Source organism: Streptomyces sp. SID8374, assembly GCF_009865135.1.
Taxonomy (GTDB): Bacteria; Actinomycetota; Actinomycetes; order Streptomycetales; family Streptomycetaceae; genus Streptomyces.
Window position 1 is genome coordinate 2,829,452 of record NZ_WWGH01000001.1, and the last position, 16,272, is coordinate 2,845,723.

General features: G+C 70.5%; 16 protein-coding genes and 1 tRNA gene. 12 read left to right on the forward strand and 5 right to left on the reverse strand.

Annotated features, from left to right (window positions below):
* Positions 1-181: 181 nt before the first annotated feature.
* A complete protein-coding gene (locus tag GTY67_RS12420) occupies positions 182-1,516 on the reverse strand; it encodes a histidine kinase (RefSeq protein WP_161278682.1) in 1,335 nt (444 codons plus the stop codon).
* Positions 1,517-1,672: 156 nt separating this feature from the next.
* Here GTY67_RS12420 and GTY67_RS12425 point away from each other — a divergent pair, with 156 nt between their 5' ends.
* The 7 genes from GTY67_RS12425 to GTY67_RS12455 all read left to right on the forward strand — a co-directional run bounded on the left by GTY67_RS12425 (position 1,673) and on the right by GTY67_RS12455 (position 7,436).
* Positions 1,673-2,566, forward strand: a complete 894-nt coding sequence (locus GTY67_RS12425) for a hypothetical protein (RefSeq protein WP_093685784.1) — start codon at positions 1,673-1,675, stop codon at positions 2,564-2,566.
* Positions 2,567-2,638 (forward strand) — tRNA-Gln (locus GTY67_RS12430).
* Between the two features lie 108 nt (positions 2,639-2,746).
* Positions 2,747-4,195 (forward strand): bifunctional UDP-N-acetylglucosamine diphosphorylase/glucosamine-1-phosphate N-acetyltransferase GlmU, encoded by a 1,449-nt coding sequence (gene glmU / locus GTY67_RS12435; protein WP_161278683.1) that lies wholly within the window; start codon positions 2,747-2,749, stop codon positions 4,193-4,195.
* 119 nt (positions 4,196-4,314) lie between these two features.
* Complete coding sequence (locus GTY67_RS12440) at positions 4,315-5,292, forward strand: ribose-phosphate diphosphokinase (RefSeq protein WP_030568593.1); 978 nt, start codon at positions 4,315-4,317, stop codon at positions 5,290-5,292.
* 205 nt (positions 5,293-5,497) lie between these two features.
* Positions 5,498-6,088 (forward strand): 50S ribosomal protein L25/general stress protein Ctc, encoded by a 591-nt coding sequence (locus GTY67_RS12445; protein ID WP_093685786.1) that lies wholly within the window; start codon positions 5,498-5,500, stop codon positions 6,086-6,088.
* A 132-nt stretch (positions 6,089-6,220) separates the two neighbouring features.
* Entirely contained in the window at positions 6,221-6,814 is a 594-nt protein-coding gene (gene pth, locus GTY67_RS12450; RefSeq protein ID WP_161278684.1) for an aminoacyl-tRNA hydrolase, read from the forward strand.
* A 151-nt stretch (positions 6,815-6,965) separates the two neighbouring features.
* Positions 6,966-7,436: a hypothetical protein gene (locus GTY67_RS12455; RefSeq protein ID WP_161278685.1), complete on the forward strand. Its 471-nt coding sequence runs from the start codon at positions 6,966-6,968 to the stop codon at positions 7,434-7,436.
* Between the two features lie 30 nt (positions 7,437-7,466).
* Here the strand turns inward: GTY67_RS12455 and ppc are convergent, their stop codons facing one another.
* Entirely contained in the window at positions 7,467-10,196 is a 2,730-nt protein-coding gene (ppc, locus tag GTY67_RS12460) for a phosphoenolpyruvate carboxylase (protein WP_093685789.1), read from the reverse strand.
* A 398-nt stretch (positions 10,197-10,594) separates the two neighbouring features.
* Between ppc and GTY67_RS12465 the strand changes: the two genes are divergently transcribed.
* The 3 genes from GTY67_RS12465 (at position 10,595) to GTY67_RS12475 (ending at position 12,969) form a co-directional block, all read left to right on the forward strand.
* Positions 10,595-11,584, forward strand: coding sequence for a fatty acid desaturase (locus GTY67_RS12465; protein WP_161278686.1), 990 nt, complete (start codon positions 10,595-10,597; stop codon positions 11,582-11,584).
* Positions 11,581-12,261 carry a TetR/AcrR family transcriptional regulator gene (locus tag GTY67_RS12470; protein WP_176727325.1) on the forward strand — a complete coding sequence of 227 codons (681 nt, stop codon included), beginning with the start codon at positions 11,581-11,583 and terminating at the stop codon, positions 12,259-12,261. The genes GTY67_RS12465 and GTY67_RS12470 overlap by 4 nt, the downstream gene beginning before the upstream one ends.
* Positions 12,262-12,363: 102 nt before the next feature.
* Positions 12,364-12,969, forward strand: a complete 606-nt coding sequence (locus GTY67_RS12475; RefSeq protein WP_093685791.1) for a Uma2 family endonuclease — start codon at positions 12,364-12,366, stop codon at positions 12,967-12,969.
* Between the two features lie 6 nt (positions 12,970-12,975).
* Here the strand turns inward: GTY67_RS12475 and GTY67_RS12480 are convergent, their stop codons facing one another.
* Complete coding sequence (locus tag GTY67_RS12480) at positions 12,976-13,359, reverse strand: VOC family protein (protein WP_093685792.1); 384 nt, start codon at positions 13,357-13,359, stop codon at positions 12,976-12,978.
* Positions 13,360-13,388: 29 nt separating this feature from the next.
* Positions 13,389-14,216, reverse strand: a complete 828-nt coding sequence (locus tag GTY67_RS12485) for a trans-aconitate 2-methyltransferase (RefSeq protein WP_161278687.1) — start codon at positions 14,214-14,216, stop codon at positions 13,389-13,391.
* A gap of 89 nt (positions 14,217-14,305) precedes the next feature.
* On the opposite strand from GTY67_RS12485, the gene GTY67_RS12490 reads away from it, so the two are divergent.
* Positions 14,306-14,803, forward strand: a complete 498-nt coding sequence (locus GTY67_RS12490; RefSeq protein WP_093685794.1) for a MarR family transcriptional regulator — start codon at positions 14,306-14,308, stop codon at positions 14,801-14,803.
* Here GTY67_RS12490 and GTY67_RS12495 read toward each other — a convergent pair.
* Entirely contained in the window at positions 14,762-15,544 is a 783-nt protein-coding gene (locus GTY67_RS12495; protein ID WP_161278688.1) for a response regulator transcription factor, read from the reverse strand. The two genes, GTY67_RS12490 and GTY67_RS12495, sit on opposite strands and share 42 nt — an antisense overlap.
* 281 nt (positions 15,545-15,825) lie before the next feature.
* Here GTY67_RS12495 and GTY67_RS12500 point away from each other — a divergent pair, with 281 nt between their 5' ends.
* Positions 15,826-16,266, forward strand: a complete 441-nt coding sequence (locus GTY67_RS12500; RefSeq protein WP_093685816.1) for a GNAT family N-acetyltransferase — start codon at positions 15,826-15,828, stop codon at positions 16,264-16,266.
* Positions 16,267-16,272: the final 6 nt, after the last annotated feature.

Sequence of the window (16,272 nt, forward strand, 5' to 3'; positions counted from 1 at the left end):
TCAGCCCGTCCGGCGTTTGAGGACGGAAGCCTTGCTGTGGGGAGCGGCAACTCTTGCGTGTCCAGGCATGTGAGGGTGCCGGTTCGTCCCGAGCGACGGTTCCGTCCTCAAACGCCGGACGGGCTGAAATTGCCGGGCCCCGTCGGGCCCCGCCTCACGCGCCGGACAGGCTGGACGTGGTTCAGGCCCCCGATGGGCCGGAGGTGTCCGGTAGCACCGCTGAGACGCGGAAGCCGCCCGCGTCCGTGGGGCCGGACACGAACACACCCCCCAGCCCCAGCACCCGCTCCCGCATCCCCACCAACCCGTTCCCCCCACTCGGCAGCCCCGCATCCGCCACCGCCGCGTCCGAAGGACCGTTCTCCACCTGCATCGCGACCTCGGCCCCCCGATGCGCCAGCCGCACCCACGTCTTCGCACCCGCCGCATGCTTGTGCACGTTCGTCAGTGCCTCCTGCACCACCCGGAACGCCGTCTGCTCCACCTCCGGTGCGTACGGACGCAGCTCGCCGTCCACCGACAGCTCCACCACCATCCCCGCCTGCCGCGACTGCGCCACCAGCGCCTCCAGCTCGCTCAGCCGGGGCCCGTCCTCCGACGCCGCCGCAGCGACCGCCGCAGCCGCCTGCGCCACCGACGCCAACGGAACCGCACCGCCGCCCGCAGCGGCGGGCGCGATCAACGCGTCCCCGCTCCGCAGCACGCCGAGCATCTCCCGCAGCTCCGTCAGCGCCTGCCGACCCATGTCCCCCACCAGCGCCGCGTTCCGCACCGCCTTCGCCGGGTCCTTCGGGGCGACGGCCTGGAGCGCCGCGGCGTGGACCACCATCAGGCTCACCCGGTGGGCCACCACGTCATGCATCTCCCGCGCGATCCGGGTCCGCTCCTCCGTACGCGCCCACTCGGCCCGCTCCTCCGCCCGGTCCGCCAGCAGCGACAGCTCCCGCTCCAGCGAGTCCGCCCGCTCCCGCAGGCTCTCCATCAGACGGCGCCGCGCCCCTATGTAGAGGCCGAACAGCACGGAGGGGGCCGTCAGCCCGACCGACATGAAGATCGACACGACGGGCACGTACCAGTCGCCCGGCCCGAAATCGGCCTGCTCGGCGACGCTCTGGCGCAGTCGTACGTAGGTGACGATGAACGTCCCCACCAGCGACATCCCCGCCAGGACGACGGTGATCCGGCGCGGCACCTCGGACGCGGCCAGGGTGTACAGGCCCACCAGGGCCATCAGGAAGCCCATCTCGGCGGGCGTCGTCGCGATCGACACCAGCACCACGGCGATCGGCCACCGCCGGCGCACCAGCAGCACGGAGCCCGCGAGCAGCCCGAACACCACGCCCAGCGACGCCGGCAGCCCGGCGTTCCCGGCGAAATCAACCCCCTCCAGGCCACACTCCAGCGCCGATACCAGCGCCAGTCCCACGTCCAGGGCGACACTGCGTCGCCGTTCCCACCACCAGTAGCCGCGGGTGGTCGATCCCGCCGCCTCCCGGTCTGCCCCCGTTGCGGTCATGGCATCCAGCCTACGGGCGGTCGCATCTCATTTTCCGGTGACCGGCAACAGCACGTTCCGCGTTCGAACGAGCACGAAACACACGCCGATCGCCTGAAATGGCGAATCGACCGTGTTTTCGACGCGAGCGTCCGCATACCGGACGACGCTCTCCGTATGACAGAGACCACAAGCAAGTACGCCGATTTCGAGGGCCTCCGCGCCCAGGCGGTGGCGCTGCGGCGGGAGGGGCTCAGCCGCCGCCAGATCCGCGACCGCCTCCACGTCGACAACAACGACATCCTCAACCGCCTCCTCCAGGGCGAGCCCGCCCCGGAGTGGACGAAGCGGCCCCGCGCCAAGGACGACGTACGGGCGAAGGCCAGGGAGCTGCGCCTCCAGGGCATGACGTACGACCAGATCCAGGTGGAGCTGGGGTGCTCCAAGGGGTCGATCTCGCTCTGGGTGCGGGATCTGCCGAAGCCTGAGCGGAGCCGTAGCGCCATCGAACAGGCGCGCCTTGCGGGGCGTATGCGCTGGGACCACGAACTGGCGGTGCGCGACGCCGAGCGGCAGCGGACGAAAGCGGCCGCCCGGAACGAGACCGTGGCCATGTCGGACCAGGAGCTCTTCTACACCGGCGTCGCCCTGTACTGGGCGGAGGGGGGCAAGGACAAGGTCTACGACCGGCGGGAGAACGTCACGTTCATCAACAGCGACCCGGGCGTCATAGCCGTCTACCTGGCGTGGCTGGATCTGCTGGAGGTGGGGCGGGACCGCCTCTCCTACCGGGTCATGATCCATGAGACGGCCGATGTCCCCGCGGCCGAGCTCTACTGGGCCGACCTGGTCGGCATCGAGGTGTCCGACCTCCGGAAGACCACCCTCAAGAAGCACAATCCGAGGACCGTTCGGAAGAATGTGGGCGAGGCCTACCGGGGGTGCCTGGTGATCCGCGTGGCCAAGGGCGCCACCCTCTACCGCCGGATCGAAGGGTGGTGGTCGGGGATCGCCGAAGGGGCCACCTCCCGGCTCGAGGAGGGTGATCGACCCGGTAGGGTTGAGGCGTGATCCGCCGTGGGGTAGCGGCATCCCGCAGGCCTTTGGAGCCTTGAGACGCTGGTTCGAATCCAGCCGGCGGAGCTCACGCATCGGGCCCCGACCACACCGGTCGGGGCCCGCCCCCGTTTCCACCGGAAACACCCCCGGTATCCTGCGGATGACCACCACCCGAAGCCGAAGGGCACATCCGTGAGCGCAACCAGCCCGGCAGCCGTCGTCGTCCTCGCAGCGGGTGAGGGCACCCGCATGAAGTCGAAGACCCCCAAGGTCCTGCACGAGATCTCCGGGCGCTCGCTCGTCGGACATGTCGTCGCCGCCGCCCGTGAGCTGGACCCCCAGCACCTCGTCGTGGTCGTCGGCCACGCCAGTGAGCAGGTCACCGCGCACCTGAACGCCGGTGACGCCCCCGTGCGCACCGCCTTCCAGGCCGAGCAGAACGGGACCGGGCACGCCGTCCGTATGGGGCTGGAGGAGCTCGGCGGGGTCGTCGACGGGACCGTGATCGTCGTCTGCGGCGACACCCCGCTGCTCTCCGGCGAGACGCTCGGCGCGCTCGCCGCCACCCACACCGCCGACGCCAACGCGGTGACCGTCCTGACCGCCGAGGTCCCCGACTCCACCGGTTACGGGCGCATCGTGCGCGACGCGGCCTCCGGTGCGGTCACCGAGATCGTGGAGCACAAGGACGCCACCGACGAGCAGCGGGCCATCTCGGAGATCAACTCCGGGGTGTTCGCGTTCGACGGGTCGCTCCTGGCCGACGCGCTGGGCAAGGTGCGCACCGACAACAGCCAGGGCGAGGAGTACCTCACCGATGTGCTCTCCATCCTGCGCGAGGCCGGGCACCGCGTCGGGGCGTCCGTGGCGGGCGACCACCGCGAGATCCTCGGCATCAACAACCGGCTCCAGCTCGCCGAGGCACGCCGCCTGTTGAACGAGCGGCTGCTGGAGCGGGCGATGCTCGCCGGCGTGACCGTCGTGGACCCGGCGTCCACGCTGATCGACGCGACGGTGACGTACGAGCGTGACGCGGTCGTGCACCCGGGGACCCAGCTGCTCGGCTCCACGCATCTCGCCGAGGACAGTGAAGTCGGGCCGAACTCGCGTCTCAAGGACACCGTCGTGCACGCCGGGGCCCGCGTCGACAACTCCGTGACGGACTCGGCCGAGATCGGTCCGGGGGCCACCGTCGGGCCGTACGCGTATCTGCGGCCGGGGACGCGGCTGGGGGTCAAGGCCAAGGCCGGTACGTACGTGGAGATGAAGAACGCCACGATCGGCGAGGGGACCAAGGTCCCGCACCTCAGCTATGTCGGTGACGCGACCATCGGCGATCACACCAACATCGGTGCCGCCAGCGTCTTCGTGAACTACGACGGGGTGGCCAAGCACCACACGACGATCGGTTCTCACTGCCGTACCGGTTCGGACAATATGTTTGTGGCACCCGTCACGGTCGGGGACGGCGTCTACACCGCCGCCGGGTCGGTCATCACGAAGGACGTCCCCTCCGGTTCGCTCGCCGTGGCCCGGGGCCAGCAGCGGAATATCGAGGGTTGGGTGGCCCGGAAGCGTCCGGGCAGCGCCGCCGCTCAGGCTGCTCAGGCGTCGTCGCAGGGAGCCGACGGCGAAAGCTGACCGGAAACAGGTGCGCCGGTGACGGCGTACCGTGATAGATGCTCACCCATTTCGGCTGGCTCGTTGCACATCGGGACCTATGCGTGCAGCGCCAGATACACGTCTGAGGAGACTGTGCTGTGACCGGGATCAAGACGACCGGCGAGAAGAAACTGATGCTCTTCTCCGGCCGCGCCCACCCCGAGCTGGCCGAGGAGGTCGCACATCAACTGGGTGTCGGTCTCGTGCCGACGAAGGCTTTCGATTTCGCCAACGGTGAGATCTACGTGCGGTTCCAGGAGTCGGCACGTGGCGCGGACTGCTTCCTGATCCAGAGCCACACGGCTCCGATCAACAAGTGGATCATGGAGCAGCTGATCATGCTGGACGCGCTGAAGCGCGCGTCGGCCCGTTCGATCACGGTGATCGTGCCGTTCTACGGGTACGCCCGCCAGGACAAGAAGCACCGCGGCCGTGAGCCGATCTCGGCGCGTCTGATCGCGGACCTGATGAAGACGGCGGGTGCGGACCGGATCCTCACGGTCGATCTGCACACGGACCAGATCCAGGGCTTCTTCGACGGCCCGGTGGACCACCTGTTCGCGCTGCCGATCCTGGCGGACTACGTGGGCGCGAAGGTCGACCGTTCCAAGCTGACGATCGTGTCGCCGGACGCGGGCCGTGTGCGGGTCGCCGACCGCTGGTGCGACCGGCTGGACGCGCCGCTGGCGATCGTGCACAAGCGCCGCGACAAGGACGTGCCGAACCAGGTCTCCGTCCACGAGGTCGTCGGTAACGTCGAGGGCCGGGTCTGTGTGCTGGTCGACGACATGATCGACACCGGTGGCACGATCTGCGCCGCTGCGGACGCGCTGTTCGCGCACGGTGCGGAGGACGTCATCGTGACGGCGACGCACGGTGTGCTGTCGGGTCCGGCGGCGGACCGGCTGAAGAACTCGAAGGTGAGCGAGTTCGTGTTCACGGACACGCTGCCGACCCCGGGTGAGCTGGAGCTGGACAAGATCACGGTGCTGTCGATCGCGCCGACGATCGCGCGTGCGGTGCGTGAGGTGTTCGAGGACGGTTCGGTGACGAGCCTCTTCGAGGAGCAGGGCTGACCGTCCGATAGCGGTCCCCGCTGATCCACTTTGGGGTACGGCCTCCCCGCCGGGTAGACTCACCGAGTTGCTCGGCGAGGGAGGCCGTACCCGTGTGTACGGACACTCCGTTATCGACGCGCTCTTCGTAGCAGGCCTGTCGTGGGCCGGGTGACCGTTCGAGATCCGTTTCCGACGGTTCCGCCACCTGACGAGGAGTGCAACCATGGCTGAGATCAAGCTCGCCACCGAGGTCCGTACCGAGTTCGGCAAGGGCGCCGCCCGCCGTATCCGCCGTGCCAACCAGGTCCCCGGGGTCGTCTACGGCCACGGCGCCGAGTCGGTCCACATCACGCTGCCGGGTCACGACCTGCTGCTCGCCCTGCGTACGGCCAACGTGCTCATCGGCCTGGAGATCGACGGCAAGGACACGCTGGTCATCCCGAAGGCCGTGCAGCGTCACCCCCTCAAGGGCACCATCGAGCACGTCGACCTGCTGACCGTGAAGCGCGGCGAGAAGGTCAACGTCGAGATCGCGGTGCACGCCGAGGGCGACCTGGCGCCGGGCGCCAACCTGCTGGAGTTCGTGCAGAACACGCTGCTCGTCGAGGCCGAGGCCACCCACATCCCCGAGTCCGTGACGGTCTCCGTCGAGGGCCTGGACGCCGGTGCCTCGATCGCCGCCAAGGACATCCCGCTGCCGAAGGGCTCCGTGCTCGCCGGTGACGAGGACGCCATCGTGATCCAGGTCGTCGCCGCGCAGGCCGAGGAGCCGTCCGCGGACGAGGCCGCCGAGGCCGAGGGTGCCGAGGCCTGAGCCCTCGTCGCTCCCGTTCCATCTGCTTGACGTTCCACCTGCTTGACTGACGGGGTGGTGGTTCCCTTCCGGGGGAGCCGCCGCCCCGTTCGCCTGCCATCCCCTGTACCTGTACGAGGAGACCGAGCGCTGATGTCCGACGCCACCGACCCCTGGCTCATCGTGGGCCTCGGCAACCCCGGCCCCGAGTACGCGGCGAACCGGCACAACGTCGGGTTCATGGTGGCCGATCTGCTGGCGACACGGATCGGCGGGAAGTTCAAGCGGGCGCAGAAGGCGCAGGCGCAGGTGGTGGAGGGGCGGATCGGTCCGCCGGGTCCGGGGAGCCGGCGGGTGGTGCTGGCGAAGCCGATGCCGTACATGAATCTGTCCGGTGGGCCGGTGACGGCGCTGCGGGACTTCTACAAGGTGCCGACCGATCACATCGTGGCGATCCATGACGAGCTGGACATCGATTACGGGGCGCTGCGGCTGAAGCTGGGCGGCGGGGACAACGGGCACAACGGGCTGAAGTCGATGACGAAGTCGATGGGTCCGGACTATCACCGGGTGCGGTTCGGGATCGGGCGGCCGCCGGGGCGGATGCAGGTCGCGGATTTCGTGCTGAAGGATTTCGGGTCGGTGGAGCGCAAGGAGCTGGCGTTCCTGGTGGACCGGGCGGCGGACTCGGTGGAGTGTCTGCTGGCGGAGGGGCTTGAGCGGGCGCAGAGCGCGTACAACTCCTGACGTCCGGCCCGCGCTTCCCTGCCGCGTACGGCCCCTGACTCTCGCCCCGCACTCCCCTGCCGCGTACAACTCCTGACATTGCCTTCCCTCGTGGGGCGTTTTTCGGCCACAGGTTGACCGGGGGCTGTGCTCTGGCCAAGGATCTGCCCCCATGAAGCGGAGCTCTTCCCAGCGTGCGGCGCTCGTGGGCCGTCGGACGGTGATGGGGCTGGTGGCCCTGGTGCTGCTGGTCGCGGGGGTGTGGTCGTCGTGGGCCACCGCGCACCATGTCGTCCTGGCCAAGGGGCGTGAGCACGGCACGTTGACGGTGACGGAGTGCGGGCGGGAGACCTGCACCGGCCGGTACGAGCCGGACGCCACGTCGGCGGCGCGGGCGCGGGTGACGGTGGAGCGGTCGGTCGCGGCGGAGAAGGGCGACCGGTTTCCGGTGGTCGTGAAGCCCGGTACCGATGCGGTGGTCCGCACGGGGGTGCCGGGATTTCTGCATGCCTGGATGCCGTTGAGCGGGGCGATGGTGCTGGCCGGGTTCGTGATCGGCGGCGGGCTGCGGATGACGCGTACGGCGTGGGGGGTCGGAGCGGCGGGGGCGGCCCTGCTGGTGGCGACGTTCGTCGCGCTGTAGCAGGGCCGCCCCGTTCGCCGTACGGCGTACTCAGCCGGTGTTGCGCAGGCCCGCCGCGACACCGTTGACGGTGAGCAGCAGCGCGCGGGCGAGCAGCGGGTCGGGCTCTTCGCCGCGTTCGACCGCCTGGCGCTGGCGGGCCAGCAGCGAGACCTGGAGGTAGGAGATCGGGTCCAAATAGGCGTCGCGGATGGCGAAGGTCTGCTGGAGCGCCGGGCTGGTACCGAGCAGTTCGGTGGAGCCGGTGACCTTGAGGACTTCGCTGACGGTCAGGGCGTGCTCGGCCTCGATGGCGTCGAAGACGTGCTTCAGCTCGTCGGGGACGAGCGTGTCGACGTAGTGCCGGGCGATGCGCAGGTCGGTCTTGGCGAGCGTCATCTCCACGTTGGAGAGGAAGTTGCGGAAGAAGTGCCAGTGCTCGTGCATCTCGTCGAGGACGGTGTCGAGTCCGGCTTCGCGCAGGGCCTTGAGGCCGGAGCCGACGCCGTACCAGCCGGGGACGATCTGGCGGGACTGGGTCCAGCCGAAGACCCACGGGATGGCGCGGAGGCCGTCGAGGGAGACGCCGGAGCCGGGGCGGCGGGAGGGCCGTGAGCCCAGGTGCAGGTCGGCGAGCTGGTCCACCGGGGTGGAAGCGAGGAAGTAGGCGGGGAGGTCGGGGTCCTCGACGAGCTTGCGGTAGGCGCTGTGGGCGGCGTCGGAGACGGTGTCCATGGCCGCGTCCCAGCGGGCGAGGGCCTCGTCGGACTGGCGGGGGGCCGTGTGCAGGGCGGAGGCCTGGAGGGTGGCCGCGACGGTCAGTTCGAGGTTCTCGCGGGCGAGGGCGGGGATGAGGTACTTGTCGGAGATGACCTCGCCCTGCTCGGTCACCTTGATCTCGCCCTCCAGGGTTCCCCAGGGCTGGGCGAGGATCGCGTCGTGGGAGGGGCCGCCGCCGCGGCCGACGGTGCCGCCGCGGCCGTGGAAGAGGCGCAGGCGTACGCCGTAGCGGTGGGCGACGTCGCGGAGGCGGCGCTGGGCGCGGTGGATCTCCCACTGGGAGGTGGTGATGCCGCCGAACTTGGAGGAGTCGCTGTAGCCGAGCATGACCTCCTGGACGTCGCCGCGCAGGGAGACGAGGCGTCGGTAGGAGGGGTCGGCGAGCATCGCGTCGAGGATGACGTCGGCGGCCTTGAGCTCGTCGGTGGTCTCCAGGAGCGGGACGATGCCGATCTTGGCCCAGCCGGCGTGGAGGTCGAGGAGTCCGGCCTCGCGGGCGAGGACGGCGGCGGCGAAGACGTCGTCGGCGCCCTGGCACATGGAGATGATGTAGGACTCGATGACTTCGGGGCCGAAGCGTTCGAAGGCTTCCTTGATGGTGTGGAAGACGCCGAGGGTCTTCTCGCCGGCCGCGTCGAGGGGGGCCGGGGTGGGGGCGAGGGGCCGGCGGGAGCGGAGCTCCTTGGCGAGGAGCTTCTGCCGGTAGTCGCGGGGCATGTCGGCGTAGCGCCAGGACTCCTCGCCGAGGCGGTCGAAGAGCTGGCCGAGTGCGTGGTGGTGGGCGTCGGCGTGTTCGCGTACGTCCATGGTGGCGAGCTGGAGGCCGAAGGCGGCGAGCGTGCGGATGGTGCGGTCCATGCGGCCGTCGGCGAAGAGGCCGCCGCGGTGCTCGCGCAGGGAGGTCTGGATGAGGGCCAGGTCGGCGAGGAGTTCGGAGGTGCCGAGGTAGTCGCAGCCGGGGCGGTGGGGGGTGCCCTTGGCGAGGCGCTCGCGGGTGTTGACGAGCTTCTGCCGGATGCAGGTGGCCTTGAGGCGGTAGGGCTCCTCGGCGTTCAGCCGCTTGTAGCGGGGGCTGATCTCGGGGAGGCGTTCCAGGTCGGCCTGGAGGGAGGTGAGGAGCTCGTCGGTGGCTCCGGTGTAGCGGATGGAGTTGGAGAGCAGGCCGCGCAGGTAGTCGATGAGTTCGAGTGCGTCGGTGATGCCGTGCTCGTGCTGGAGGATGAGGACGTCCCAGGTGACGGCGGGGGTCACGTTGGGGTTGCCGTCGCGGTCGCCGCCGATCCAGGTGCCGAAGGTGAGGGGGCGGGTGCCGGCGGGGAGTTCGACGCCGACGCGCTCCAGCTCGGCGGCGAGGTCTTCGAGGACGTCGCCGACGGCGTTGGCGTGCAGCTCGTCGAGGTAGTAGATGGCGTTGCGGGCCTCGTCGGCGGGCTCCGGGCGGACGACACGGAGTTCGTCGGTCTGCCAGATGAGGTCGATGTTCTCGGCGAGCCGGAGGTCGTGGCGGCGGCGGTCGGCCTCGATGACCGGGGTCTCAAGCAGCTCGGCGATGCGGCGGAGCTTGTTGAGGACGGAGCGGCGGGCGGCCTCGGTGGGGTGGGCGGTGAAGACCGGCCGGACGTTCAGGTTCTTGACCGTCTCGCGCAGGTGCTCGGGGTCGGCGTCCTTGAGCCGGTCGGCGGTGCGGGCCAGGAGCCCGCCCTCGGCGGCGCGGCGGTCGCGCATCTCGTGGGCGCGGTGGACCTGCTCGGTGACGTTGGCGAGGTGGAAGTAGGTGGAGAAGGCGCGCACGAGCTGTGCGGCGGTCTCCAGGTCGGTGTCGCCGAGGAGTGCGGCCGCCGCTTCGCCGTCGGTGCGGGTCAGGGCGCGTACCCGCTCGACGAGGTCGAGGAGTTCCTGGCCTTCCTGGCGTACGAGGGTCTCGCCGAGGAGGTCGCCGAGGCGGCGGATGTCGGCGCGCAGCTCGGGGCTGGCGGCGGGGGTCTGGTCGGCACTGCTCACAGTGTGCGGCTCCTTGCAGTGAATGAGGAGGTGCGTCGCTTCGGCGTCTCCCGTGACGGTGCTGATGGCGGTGGGAGAGCGCTGGGCGGGGTACGGGGCCCTGCGGCTGGCAGCGGTGCTGTCGCCACGCCCCGACGAGCGGGTGCGGACCGCGCTGTCCGACCCTTCCAGGATAGGTGTCGTCGCCTTCGGCGTGTCCGCAGCCCTGGCGGGGGCAGGAGAACAGCGTCGGCACCCAGTGCCCTACCCGTCGGGCAGGCGGACTACCGCGTACGACGGGCTGGACCGGGTTCTCGTGTTGTGGGTCCCGTCACTGTCATACTTACCAAGCCGTAGGTTACGGAACCGTAGCCACGGCCGTCCGAGCACCGCTTCCTCACCCTCCGGGGGACTCCCCTATGCCGTCCACGCCTGATGTGATCGACGAGACCGACCCATCCACCACCGCCACCGCCTCCACCCTTCCGCCCGCCACGCTGGGCGGGGACAAGAAGCGGTCGGTCGAACAGTTCGCGCTGCTGGCGTTCATCGTGGTGCCGTTCGTGGCCCTGCTGGCGGCGGTGCCACTGGCATGGGGGTGGGGGGTGAGCTGGCTGGACATCGGGCTGATGGTGGCGATGTACTTCATCGGCTGCCACGGCATCACGATCGGTTTCCACCGGTACTTCACGCACGGTTCGTTCAAGGCGAAGCGTCCGCTGCGGATCGCGCTGGCCGTGATGGGTTCGCTGGCGGTGGAGGGGCCGCTGGTGCGGTGGGTGGCCGATCACCGCAAGCACCACAAGTTCTCCGACGCGGAGGGCGACCCGCATTCGCCGTGGCGGTTCGGGGAGAGCCTGCCGGCCCTGATGAAGGGCCTGTGGTGGGCGCACATCGCGTGGATGTTCGACGAGGAGCAGACCCCGCAGCAGAAGTACGCCCCCGATCTGATCAAGGACCCGGCGATCCGGGGCATCTCGCGCCACTTCCTCTCCTTCACGATCCTCTCGCTGGCGATCCCGCCGCTGGTGGGCGGTCTGGTGACGATGTCGTGGTGGGGCGCGGCGACGGCGTTCTTCTGGGGTTCGCTGGTACGGGTTGCGCTGCTGCACCACGTGACGTGGTCGATCAACTCGATCTGCCACGCGGTCGGCAAGCGCCCCTTCAAGTCCCGTGACCGTTCGGGGAACGTGTGGTGGCTGGCGGTGCTGTCGTGCGGCGAGTCGTGGCACAACCTGCACCACGCGGACCCGACCAGCGCGCGGCACGGGGTGATGCGGGGGCAGATCGACTCCAGCGCCCGGCTGATCCGCTGGTTCGAGAAGCTGGGCTGGGCGTACGACGTGCGGTGGCCGGACGCCGCACGTATCGACTCCCGGCGCACGTCCGTACCGGCCGACCCGGCATGATTGACGACGTGGCGACCGACTCCAGCAGCGAGAAGAGCAGACCTTCCCCGTCCCGGCGGGCCCGCCGGGTCCGGATGACCGGCAAGGAGCGCCGCGAGCAGCTGCTGGACATCGGCCGTGCCCTCTTCGCCGACAAGGGGTTCGAGGGCACGTCGGTGGAGGAGATCGCGGCCCGCGCCGGGGTCTCCAAGCCGGTGGTGTACGAGCACTTCGGCGGCAAGGAGGGCCTGTACGCGGTGGTCGTGGACCGCGAGATGCGCCAGCTGCTGGACATGGTGACGGGGGCGCTCACGGCGGGTCATCCGCGCGAGCTGCTGGAGCAGGCGGCGTTCGCGCTGCTGGACTACATCGAGTCGTACACGGACGGTTTCCGGATCCTGGTCCGGGACTCCCCGGTGGCGCAGTCGACGGGCACGTTCGCCTCGCTGATCAGCGATATCGCCACGCAGGTGGAGGACATCCTGGGCCTGGAGTTCAAGGCCCGCGGCTTCGACCCGAAGCTGGCCCCGCTCTACGCGCAGGCGCTGGTGGGGATGGTGGCGCTGACCGGCCAGTGGTGGCTGGACGTCCGCAAGCCGAAGAAGGCGGAGGTCGCGGCGCACCTGGTGAACCTGTGCTGGCACGGGCTGGAGAACCTGGAGTCGAAGCCGCGGCTGATAGGGCACCGGAAGAGCTGATCGCGTCACCCTTCCGCACGTCGTCACCCGTGGTGATGACGCGTGCGGATTTCCCGCCGTAGTGTGGTCGGGAGGGCAGAGGATTCGTCCATGGGAGGAACCATGACCGCCGAGCCGACCACCGCGCACAGCTCCCCCTGGCCGGTGCCCCCGCAGGACGGATACACCGTGGACGATCTGTTCACGCTGCCCGATCTCCCGCCGCACACAGAGCTGATCGACGGGAGCCTGGTTTTCGTGAGTCCGCAGCGCAAGTTCCACAGCACAGTGATCGATCTGCTGGTGGCGGGGCTGCGCAGCACAGCACCGCCGGAGATGAAGATCCGTCGGGAGATGACCGTGGTGCTGGACCGGCGCAACGGACCGGAGCCCGACGTCTCCGTCATTCGCAGCGAGGCTGACTCCAAGGGGATGGAGCAGACGTCGTACGCTGCCGCCGACGTCCACCTCGCCGTGGAAGTCGTCTCCCCCGACTCCGAGGCCCGCGACCGTGAGGCCAAGCCGCACAAGTACGCCACCGCCGGCATCCCGCACTTCTGGCTGGTGGAGATGACGGGCACCGACCAGCACCCCGTCGTACGGGTCTACGAGCTGGACCCGGTGACGAAGGCGTACGCGCTGACCGGGATCCATCACGACCGGCTGAAGACGGGTGTGCCGTTCCCCGTGGACATCGACATCTCTGCGGACGCGCTCAAGGAGCTGTAGGGCGCCTCACACCGCGTCCGGCTCCAGGAACTCCAGGCGGTTGCCCGCCGGGTCGTGGGCGTAGAAGCGGCGGTGGCCGGGGAGGTTGTCGTCCCATTCCGTGCGCACGCCGTGGGACTCCAGGCGGGCCGCGTACTCCACGATCCCGGTGACGCGCAGGCCCGGGTGGGCCTTCTTCGCCGGGCGGAAGTCCTCCTCGATGCCCAGGTGGAGCTGGACGGGGCCGGCGGCGAACCAGCAGCCGCCGCGGGCGGCCAGCACCGGGGGTTTCGGGATCTCCGTCATGCCCAGGGCACCGGCGTAGAAGGCGCGCAGGGCGTCCTCGGTGCCGGGTGGGGCGGCGAGCTGTACGTGGTCGACGGCGGCCAGACCATGGGCGGGGGCGGTCATGACTTCTCCTTGCGGGGCCGGGGCTCGGTCTACGGCTTGCGGGCTACGGCGAAGATGCGGCGGAACGGGAAGACCGTGCCGTACGGGCCGGGTGGGTACGCCTCGCGCAGCAGGTCGCGGTATTCGGTGAGGAACGCGTCGCGGGCCTCGGGGTCGTCGGCGAGCGCGGTGAGGACGGGGCGCAGGGCGGTGCCCTTGACCCAGTCGAGGACGGCGTCCTCGCCGTGCAGGGTCTGGAGGTAGGTGGTCTCCCAGACGTCGGCCGTGCAGCCCAGGTCCCGGAGGCGGGTGAGGTAGTCGGCGGGGTCCAGGACGGCGGCGGTGCGGTCGCCGGTGCCATGGAGGCGGGGGCGCCAGCGGTCGGAGTCGCGGAGGCGGGCCAGGAGGGTGTGGCTGGGGGCGGTGAAGTTGCCGGGGACCTGGAAGGCGAGGGTGCCGCCGGGGGCGAGGGCGTCCAGCCAGCGGGGGAAGTACGCGGCGTGGCCGGGGATCCACTGGAGCGCGGAGGTGGAGACGATCAGGCCGTACGTCTCGGTGGGCGTCCAGGTGGCGGCGTCGGCCTCGGCGAAGTCGAGGTGGGGCGGGCGGGCGTGGGCGGCGGCCTCGGCGAGCATCTGCGGGGAGGTGTCGTAGCCGGTGATACGGGCCTCGGGCCAGCGGTCGGCGAGGAGGGCGGTGACGTTTCCGGCGCCGCAGCCGAGGTCGGCGATGCGGGGTGCGGGGTGGCCGGGGAGGTCGCCGATCCGGGCCAGGAGGTCCTGGAAGGGGCGGGTGCGGTGGTCCGCGTGGCGCAGGTACTGCTGCGGATCCCAGGTGGGGTCGCTCGTGGGCGGCGTGGGCGGCGTGGGCTGGGTCATGGGAAACAGGATCACGCTCGCGATATCTTGATGTCAAGACACTTGAATTCAAGAGACTTCATGTCGACAGACCCTCTACACTGATCCACATGGAGGACGAGGTCGACCGACTGGTCGCAGCATGGCGCCGGGAGCGCCCCGACCTCGACGTGGAACCACTCGAGGTGCTCAGTCGCGTCTCCCGTCTGGCACGCCACCTCGACCGGGCCCGCCGCATAGCGTTCGCCGAGCACAACCTGGAGCCGTGGGAGTTCGACGTACTGACCTCCCTGCGCCGGGCCGGTGCCCCGTACCAGCTCTCCCCCGGGCAGCTGCTGACCCAGACCCTGGTCACCTCGGGCACGATGACCAACCGCATCGACCGGCTGACCAAGAAGAACCTGGTGGAGCGGCTCCCCGACCCCAGCGACCGGCGCGGTGTCCTGGTCCGGCTGACCGCCGAGGGACGCGACAAGGCGGACCAGTCGCTGGCCGGGCTCCTCGACCAGGAGCGGGCCATCCTCGGCGAGCTCTCCCGCCGCCAGCGCGGTGAACTGGCCGGGCTGCTACGCCAGTTGACTGCCCCGTTCGACAACATCCCCGGCTAGCCGGACCGTTACGGGCTCCGCCGGGCCCACCCCGGCCCGCCGGGCGAGCGCCACGGCGGCCAGCGTCGAGTGCACCCCGAGCTTGCCCAGCACGTTCTGCATATGGGTGCGGACCGTGTGCGGGGAGAGGAACAGCCGCTCCGCGACCGCCTTCCGCCCCAGCCCCGCCACCATGCAGCGCAGCACCTCGCGCTCGCGCGGTGTCAGCGACTCCACCAGCTGCTCGCTCTCGGTGCGGTGCTTGCGGGTCGCCGTCAGCTCCCGCAGGACCCCGGTCAGCAGCGCGGGCGGCAGATGCGTCTCGTCGCGCAGCACGCCCCGGACCACCGTGAGCAGCCGTTGCAGCGAGCAGTCCTTGGCCACCCACCCCGAGGCGCCCGCCTGGAGCGCCCGGGCGGCGGACCGCGGGTCGTCCTTCTCCGCGAGCACCACCGAGCGGACGCCGGGCCGGGCGGCGCGGACCTGGGCGACCAGCGAGATCCCGTCGACGAGGGCCGGCTCCTCCGGCCGGGGCGCGGGGAGCGCCGGGGCGCCGCCGGTGGCCAGGGCGCCCAGCTCGGCGTCGACCAGGATCACGTCGTACGGGCGTGCCTCGGCGGTCGCGCGCTCCAGTGCGCGCAGCGCGGCCGGGCCGCTGCCCGCCGCCGCCACGTCCACGTCCGGTTCGGCCGCGAGGGCCGCCGCGAGCGATTCGGCGAAGATGCGGTGGTCGTCGACCACCAGAACCCGGATTCGAGCCACAGAGAGACCCCCATCGGCGGGGGCGGACAGCTGCGGGTACGGCGTCCGGAACTTCCGGCAGGCCCGTGGCCTGCCTTCCGGGTGGCCCGTGGTGCTCCGACCGCCGTCGTATGCACCGCCCGCCACCCCGTTCCGGGCGCCGTACCCGACTCTCTCGCCCCCTGATTCGGCACCGGCCCCCACCGGTGCTGGGATCAGCGTACGGGCGGGGGCCGGAGGGGGAAGGCGATTCGCGGAACTGGTGGCCCGGCGTGGATACCCGGGTGTTTATGGTGGGGTTCATGTTCCGTCTTGTGACAGAAGTAGACAGAGAACGTCGTGTTCTGCTGAGCGGGCGTCTGCGCGACGACAACAGGGCGGCCTCCCCCGCCCTGCGCGCCCTGCTCTCCACCTCCGCCGAGCACGAAACCCCGCTGGAGGTCTGGGCGTTGGACGGGCACGGCGCGGTCGCCGGCGGGCTGACCGGGCGGACCTGGGCGTACTGGCTCCATGTCGAACTGCTCTGGGTCGACGCCCGCCACCGCTCCGCCGGCCTCGGGTCCCGGCTGCTCGCCGAGGCCGAGCGGGTGGCCCGTACGGAACGGGCCTGCACCCGCTCCCGGCTGGAGACCTGGGACTTCCAGGCCCCGGACTTCTACCGGAAGCAGGGGTACGAGGAGATCGGCCGGGTCGAGGACTACCCGCCGGGCGTCACCGAGTTCATCCTCACCAAGCGGCTCTGAACAGCC

What these genes read in the sequence shown, in the direction of transcription:
- GTY67_RS12420 (WP_161278682.1), bottom strand. Translation starts at nt 1,516, where the DNA reads ATGACCGCAACGGGGGCAGACCGGGAGGCGGCGGGATCGACCACCCGC.
- GTY67_RS12425 (WP_093685784.1), top strand. Translation starts at nt 1,673, where the DNA reads ATGACAGAGACCACAAGCAAGTACGCCGATTTCGAGGGCCTCCGCGCC.
- GTY67_RS12445 (WP_093685786.1), top strand. Translation starts at nt 5,498, where the DNA reads ATGGCTGAGATCAAGCTCGCCACCGAGGTCCGTACCGAGTTCGGCAAG.
- pth (WP_161278684.1), top strand. Translation starts at nt 6,221, where the DNA reads ATGTCCGACGCCACCGACCCCTGGCTCATCGTGGGCCTCGGCAACCCC.
- GTY67_RS12455 (WP_161278685.1), top strand. Translation starts at nt 6,966, where the DNA reads ATGAAGCGGAGCTCTTCCCAGCGTGCGGCGCTCGTGGGCCGTCGGACG.
- GTY67_RS12465 (WP_161278686.1), top strand. Translation starts at nt 10,595, where the DNA reads ATGCCGTCCACGCCTGATGTGATCGACGAGACCGACCCATCCACCACC.
- GTY67_RS12470 (WP_176727325.1), top strand. Translation starts at nt 11,581, where the DNA reads ATGATTGACGACGTGGCGACCGACTCCAGCAGCGAGAAGAGCAGACCT.
- GTY67_RS12475 (WP_093685791.1), top strand. Translation starts at nt 12,364, where the DNA reads ATGACCGCCGAGCCGACCACCGCGCACAGCTCCCCCTGGCCGGTGCCC.
- GTY67_RS12480 (WP_093685792.1), bottom strand. Translation starts at nt 13,359, where the DNA reads ATGACCGCCCCCGCCCATGGTCTGGCCGCCGTCGACCACGTACAGCTC.
- GTY67_RS12485 (WP_161278687.1), bottom strand. Translation starts at nt 14,216, where the DNA reads ATGACCCAGCCCACGCCGCCCACGCCGCCCACGAGCGACCCCACCTGG.
- GTY67_RS12490 (WP_093685794.1), top strand. Translation starts at nt 14,306, where the DNA reads ATGGAGGACGAGGTCGACCGACTGGTCGCAGCATGGCGCCGGGAGCGC.
- GTY67_RS12500 (WP_093685816.1), top strand. Translation starts at nt 15,826, where the DNA reads ATGTTCCGTCTTGTGACAGAAGTAGACAGAGAACGTCGTGTTCTGCTG.